Source organism: Amycolatopsis sp. CA-126428 (assembly GCF_002904335.1).
GTDB lineage: Bacteria > Actinomycetota > Actinomycetes > Mycobacteriales > Pseudonocardiaceae > Amycolatopsis.
In genome coordinates this window covers 1-6,911 of sequence record NZ_PPHF01000052.1, presented here as the reverse complement: position 1 = coordinate 6,911, position 6,911 = coordinate 1, and the positions used below count along the sequence as shown (strand labels likewise).

Annotated in this window: 2 protein-coding genes; both read right to left on the bottom strand. The window is 73.1% G+C overall.

Annotated elements, in window-relative coordinates:
- Nucleotides 1–3,807 (bottom strand): type I polyketide synthase (locus C2L58_RS14700; RefSeq protein WP_146073589.1); only part of this gene is annotated, 3,807 nt, incomplete at its 3' end.
- Nucleotides 3,808–3,951: 144 nt separating this feature from the next.
- The coding region (locus C2L58_RS14695; protein WP_146073588.1) for an SDR family NAD(P)-dependent oxidoreductase at nt 3,952–6,911 on the bottom strand (2,960 nt) is incomplete at its 5' end.

Genomic DNA, 6,911 nt, shown 5'->3' with positions numbered 1-6,911 from the left:
GAGCCGCTCGGGGGTCACGGAGTCCAGCACGCCGTCGTCCAGCACCCCCGCCGCGTGCACGATCGCCGACACGGGGATGTCCAGGCCCGCGGAGACCAGCAACGCCCGGCACGCCGCGCGGTCGGCGACGTCGGCGGCCATGACGCTCACCCGGACGCCGGTCGCCGCCAGTTCGGCCTTCAGGTCCGCCGCGCCCGGCGCGTCCATGCCCCGCCGCGACGACAGCACCACGTGCTCGGCGCCCGCCTCGGCGACCCACCGCGCGACCCGCGCACCGAGCGCGCCGGTGCCGCCGGTGATGACCACGGTCCCGTGCGGCCGCCACACCTCGTCGCCCGCCGGTTCGGCCCGGCCGAGCCGCCGCCCGAAGACGCCCGAGGGCCGGACCGCGACCTGGTCGTTCTCCCCCGCGCCGGTCAGCACGCCGCACACCCGGCGCACCGCGCGGGCGTCGAGCTCCGCCGGCAGGTCGAGCAGGCCGCCCCAGCGGTCGGGGAACTCGAGTCCGGTCACCCGGCCGACACCCCAGAGCGTCGCCTGGCCGAGCCGGAGCACGCCGTCCCAGCGGCCGACCGAGACCGCGCCGCGGGTCGCGCACCAGAGCGGCGCGTCGATCCCGGCGTCGCCGAGCGCCTGCGGGAGCGTGACGCTCAGCGTCAGTCCCATGGCCAGTTCGGGGAACTCCGGATGCGGGCTCTCGTCGAGGCCCAGCAGGGAAAGCACCCCGTCGAACGGGGTTTCGGCGTGCTCCTCGACCACCTCGCGAAGCTGCGCCGCGAGCGCCTCGCGGCTGGTCTCGGTGGGGTGGAAGTGCACGACCGCGAGGCCGTTGCCGCGCATCCCCGCGACGAGCCGGTCGGCGGGTTCGCCCGGCGGCGCCACGACCAGCCAGGTGCCGCGAGCCGGCTCGGGGAGGTCGCCGGTGAGCGGCTTCCAGGTGACCCGGTACCGCCAGGAGTCCACCAGGCTCTGCTCGTCGCGTTTGCGGCGCCACGACGACAGCACCGGCAGCAGCTCGTCCAGGGTGCTCCGGCCGGCGTCGCCGAGCCCGAGTTCCGCGGTCAGCGTGTCGACGTCCCGGCGTTCGACGGCGTCCCAGAAGTCCCCGTCCGCGCCGCCCCCGCTCGTGACCGGTCCCCGGTCGGCGGGCGCGGTGCCGAGCCAATAGTGCCGGCGCTGGAAGGCGTAGGTGGGCAGGTCGACACGGGCGGTGCCGGTGAACAGCGCGGCCCAGTCGACGTCCTGCCCGACGACGTACAGCGAAGCCACCGCCGTCAGCAGGTTTTCGATGTCGGCGCGGTCCCTGCGCAGTGCCGAGACCAGGGTGCCCTCGGCGGATTCCGCCGCCATCGCCGTCAGCACACCGTCGGGTCCGAGTTCCAGGAACCGGGTCACACCCTGACCGGCCAGATAGGTCACGCCGTCGTGAAAACGGACTGTTCCCCGCACGTGCCGGACCCAATACTCCGGCGAAGTCAGGTCCTCGGCCAGTGTCCCCGTCACGTTGGAGACGACCGGAATCGCGGGGGCTTGATAGGTCAGCGTCTCGGCGACCCGGCGGAACTCCGCCAGCATCGGCTCCATCCGCGCCGAATGGAACGCATGACTCACCGGCAACCGGCGAGTCTTACGCCCCTGGAAACGGGCCACGACCGACTCGACCGCGGCCTCATCACCCGAGAGCACCACCGACGACGGGCCGTTCACCGCCGCCACCGAGACGCCCTCGACCAGCAGAGGCAGCACTTCGTCTTCCGTGGCCTGGAGCGCGACCATCACGCCACCGGCGGGCAGGGCCTGCATCAAGCGGCCACGCGCCGCCACCAACACACACGCGTCCTCCATGGAGAACACGCCCGCAACATGCGCGGCCGCCAGCTCACCGATCGAGTGCCCCACCAGGAAATCCGGGGTCACCCCCCAGGATTCGAGCAGCCGGAACAAACCCACCTCGACGGCGAACAACGCCGCCTGCGTATAAGCCGTCTGGTTCAGCAGCTCGGCGTCCTCGCCGAACATCACCTCGCGCAACCCGTCCACGTGCGCGCACACCGTGTCCACCACGTTCGCGAACACCGGGAACGACTCATACAGCTCCCGGCCCGCACCCAACCGCTGCGCACCCTGACCGGAGAAGAGAAACGCCGAGCGACCGCCCGAAACGACACCCGACACCACACCGGCGGACGACTCGCCATCCGCCAGGGCGTCGAGCGCCGCGGCACGATCGTCGGCCAGCACCACCGCACGGTGCTCCAGCCGTGCGCGCGTCGAGGCCAGCGCGAAGCCCACCGCCGCCGGGTCCTCTGTGTCCACAGTGGAGCGCAACGCGCGTGCCTGAGCCCGCAGGGCGTCCGCGGTCTTGCCCGAGACCAGCCACGGCACGACCGGAGACGCGGTGGTGACGCCGGTCTCCGCTTCCTCGTCCGGCGCCTGTTCGAGAACGACGTGCGCGTTCGTGCCGCCCACCCCGAAGGCGGAGACGCCGGCGCGGCGCGGCCTGCCGGTCGCCGGCCACGGCCGGGCCTCGGTGAGCAGCCGGACGTTCCCCGCGGTCCAGTCCACCTCCGTCGACGGCCGGTCGCCGTGCAGTGATTTCGGCAGGATCCCGTGCTGGAGCGCCAGCACCATCTTCAGCACGCCGGCGACGCCCGCGGCGGTCTGCGTGTGCCCGAAGTTCGACTTGACCGAACCGAGCCACAGCGGTTCGGCGGCCTCGCGTCCCTGCCCGTACGTGGTGAGCAGCGCCTGCGCCTCGATCGGGTCGCCGAGCTTGGTGCCCGTGCCGTGCGCCTCCACCGCGTCGACGTCGGCGATGCTCAGCCGGGCGTCGGCGAGCGCCTGCCGGATGACACGTTGCTGCGAGGGGCCGTTGGGCGCGGTGAGCCCGTTGGACGCGCCGTCGGAGTTGACGGCCGAGCCGCGCAGCAGCGCGAGCACGCGGTGGCCGCGGCGCTTGGCGTCCGAAAGCCGCTCGACCAGCACCAGTCCCACGCCTTCGGCCCAGCCGGTGCCGTCGGCGTCGTCGGAAAAGGGCTTGCACCGCCCGTTCCGGGCGAGCCCGCCCTGCTTGCTGAACTCCACGAACCCTTCGGGGGCCGCCATCACCATGACGCCGCCGGCCAGCGCGAGCGAGCACTCGCCGTTGCGCAGTGCCTGCGCGGCCATGTGCAGCGACACCAGCGAAGACGAGCACGCGGTGTCCACAGTGACCGACGGTCCTTCGAGCCCGAAGGTGTAGGAGATGCGGCCCGACAGCACACTGCCGGAGTTGCCGGTCAGCAGGTGGCCTTCGACGTCCTCCTGCGCCTGCGCGCCGTGGCCGTAGCCCGACGGACCCGCGCCGATGAACACCCCCGAGGGGCTGCCCTTCACCGACAGCGGATCGATCCCGGCCCGTTCGAACAGCTCCCACGACGCCTCGAGCAGCAGCCGCTGCTGCGGGTCGGTCGCCGTCGCCTCGCGCGGCGACATCCCGAACAGCGACGGGTCGAATTCCGCGACACCGTCGACGAAACCGCCCTCGGCGACGTAGCTGGAGCCGGGCCGCGCACCGTCGGGGTCGTACAGCGCGTCGAGGTCCCAGCCGCGGTCCGCGGGGAACGGCCCGACCGCGTCGACCCCGTCGGACAGCAGTGACCACAGCTCTTCCGGCGACCGCACCCCGCCGGGGAACCGGCAGCTCATCCCGACGATCGCGATCGGCTCGCGCGCGCCGGACTCCAGCTCTTCGAGCCTGCGGCGGGTCTCGTGGAGATCCGCCGTGACCAGCTTCAGGTACTCGCGAAGCTTGTTCTCGTTCACCATGCGAACCTCGCCTGTGCACTACTGCGCCGGGTGGATGCCGAAACGGCCGAAAGCATGCGGCTGGGGCGAGCCGGGACCGCGATCGCGGCCGGCTCGCCTCCGAGCTCTTCGGTGAGCGCACGGCGGAATTCCCGCCGTGGGTGGTCAAGACCTGCCGAGCTCCTTGTTGATGAACTCGAAAATCTCGTCATCGGTGGCTGAGTCGAGCTGTTCCGCAACGGTGGCGCCATCCGTCCTGTCCTGACCTTCACCCAACACCGACAGCATGGTCCGAAGGCGGGAGAGGACGAGGGGGTGCGCACCATCATCTGGGGAAATTCTTGAAATCAGGGACTCGATCCGCTCCAGCTCGGCGAGCACCGACACCTCGCCGCCGCCGCCCAGCTCGCCGTCGACGAACTCGGCCAGCGCGTTCGGCGTCGGCCGGTCGAACACGAGCGACGCGGGCAGTTTCAGCCCGGTGGCCCCGGTCAGCCGGTTGCGGAGCTCGACCGCGGTGAGCGAGTCGAACCCGATCTCCTTGAACGGCCGGTCCGGGTCGAGCGCGCTGCCGGCGGCGTGGCCGAGCACCGCGGCGACGTGGTCGAGCACGAGGTCGAGCAGGACCCGGCGCCGCTGGGCGGCCGGGAGGCCGGCGAGGTCGGCGGTGAGCGCCGCACCCCGGTCCGCCGCCACGGCGGGCTCCGCCTCCGCGAGGGCCGCGCGGACCTCGGGCAGCTCGTCCAGCAACGGCCGCGGCCGCGCCATGGTGAAGCCGGGGGCAAACAAGGCCCAGTCGACGTCGGCGACCGCGACGAAAGTCTCGTCGTGGTCGAGCACCTGCCGCAGCGCGGCCAGCGCCAGCTCGGTCGGCATGGCGTGGACACCGCGCCGGCTCAGCTGCTCCTCGTCCGCCTGGTCCGAGACCATCCCGCCGCCGGCCCAGGCGCCCCAGGCGACCGAGGTCGCCCGGACCCCACGCGAGCGCTGATGTTCGGCGAGCGCGTCGAGGAAGGCGTTGGCCGCCGCGTACGCGCCCTGGCTGCCGCTGCCCCAGACCCCCGCGTTCGACGACAGGAACACCAGGGTGTCGAGGTGCTCGTCGGCCAGCAGTTCGCCGAGGTTGCGCGCGCCCGCGACCTTCGCCGCCATGGTGGCCGCGACCTCGGCCGGGGTGGTCGACGCGAGCACGGCCGGGGTCGAGACACCGGCGGCGTGGATCACCGTGCGGACCTGCTCGCCGTCGGCGGCGAGCTTGTCCAGGAGGTTCGCCAGCGCGTCGCGGTCGGCGACGTCGCACGCCGCGATCGTCACCCGGGCGCCGAGGCCGGCCAGTTCCGCCGCGAGCTCGGTCGCGCCGGGCGCGGCCGAGCCGGCGCGCGAGGTCAGCACCAGGTGCTCGGCGCCGGCCTGGGCGAGCCACCGCGCGAGGTGCCCGCCGATGGCGCCCGTGCCGCCGGTGACCAGGGCCGTGCCGGTGGGCACCCAGGCGCGGCCGGGGACCCGGTCGCCGAGCGGGTCGTGCACGAGCCGGCGCAGGAAGACCCCGGAGTCGCGCACGGCGACCTGATCCTCACCGTCCACACCGGACAGGACGGCCGCGAACCGCCGGTGCGCGGTCGCGTCCCACGACGCGGGCAGGTCGACGAGCCCGCCCCAGCGGTCGGGGTGTTCGAGGCCGAACACCCGGCCGAGGCCCCAGAGCTGCGCTTGGCCCGGCGAGACGAGGGGGTCGGCGCGGTGCGTGGCCACCGCACCCCGGGACGCGAGCCACAGCGGCGCCGTGACCCCGGCCTCGCCGAGCGCCTGGATCAGGCGCAGGGTCGCGGTGAGGCCGCGGGACAGCGTCGGCTGCGCCGGGTCCGGTTCTTCGTCGAGCCCCAGCAGGGACAGCACGCCGTCGGGGGCATGCCCGGCGAGTGCGGCGGGGTCGAGAGCCTCGCCGCCGGTGACGGCCAGCGTCGTCACCTCGGCGCCCGCCGCGGTGAGCGCGTCGGCACAGCCTCGCACCTGTTCGTGCTCACGCAGCGTCGCGGGGACCACGAGCAGGAACGCCCGCGAGCCGAGCGCCGGGGCGGGCCCTTCCGGCTTCGCCTTCCAGGCGATGCGGTACCGCCAGGAGTCGATGGTGGCGGTTTCCCGGTGCTTGCGCCGCCAAGTCGACAGCGCGGGCAGCACCGCGCCAAGCTCGCCCTCGCCGACGGCCAGTTCGCCGGCCAGGGAGGCGAGATCGCCGCTTTCGACGGCGTTCCAGAACTCGGCGTCGGCGGGGTCCCCGGCCTTCACCGGCGCCGAGCCGACGGCGATGGTCGGCCAGTACCGCTGTCGCTGGAAGGGGTACGTCGGCAGGTCGACCCGTCGCGGCTCGTGTGCCGCGAACACCGCGTCCCAATCCGGGCTGATACCGCGCACGTGCAGCTCGGCCACCGAAGTCAGGAACCGTTCCAGGCCGCCCTCGCCACGGCGCAACGTGCCGACGGCCACCGACGGCCCGGTCCCGGCCTCTTCCAAAGTCTCCTGCACCGCCATCGTGAGCACCGGATGCGCGCTCACCTCGACGAACGCCGCATACCCCGCACCGGACAACGCGCGAACAGCCGACTCGAACACCACCGTGTCGCGCAAGTTCGTGAACCAGTAGCCGGCGTCCAGCTCGGCCGTGTCGAGCCAGTCGCCCGTCACCGTCGAGAAGAACGGCACGTTCCCCGGCTGCGGCCGGATCGGCGCCAGATCGGCCAGCAACCGGCCCTTCAGCTCCTCGACCTGTCCCGAATGCGATGCATAGTCCACCGCAATCCGCTTGACCCGCACATCGTCGGCCTCACACGAGGCCATCAGCTCGTCCAGCGCCGCGACTTCGCCCGACACCACCACCGACGACGGGCCATTCACCACCGCCACCGAAATCCGCGAACCCCACGGGCCGATCCGCTCCCGAACCACCGGCTCGGACAGCGCGACCGACACCATGCCGCCCTTGCCCGACAACACTTCGCCGATCACCCGGCTCCGCAACGCCACCACGCGCGCGGCGTCGGCGAGCGAAAGCGCCCCCGACACACACGCCGCGGCGATCTCACCCTGCGAATGGCCGACCACGGCGTCCGGCTCGATCCCGTAGGACC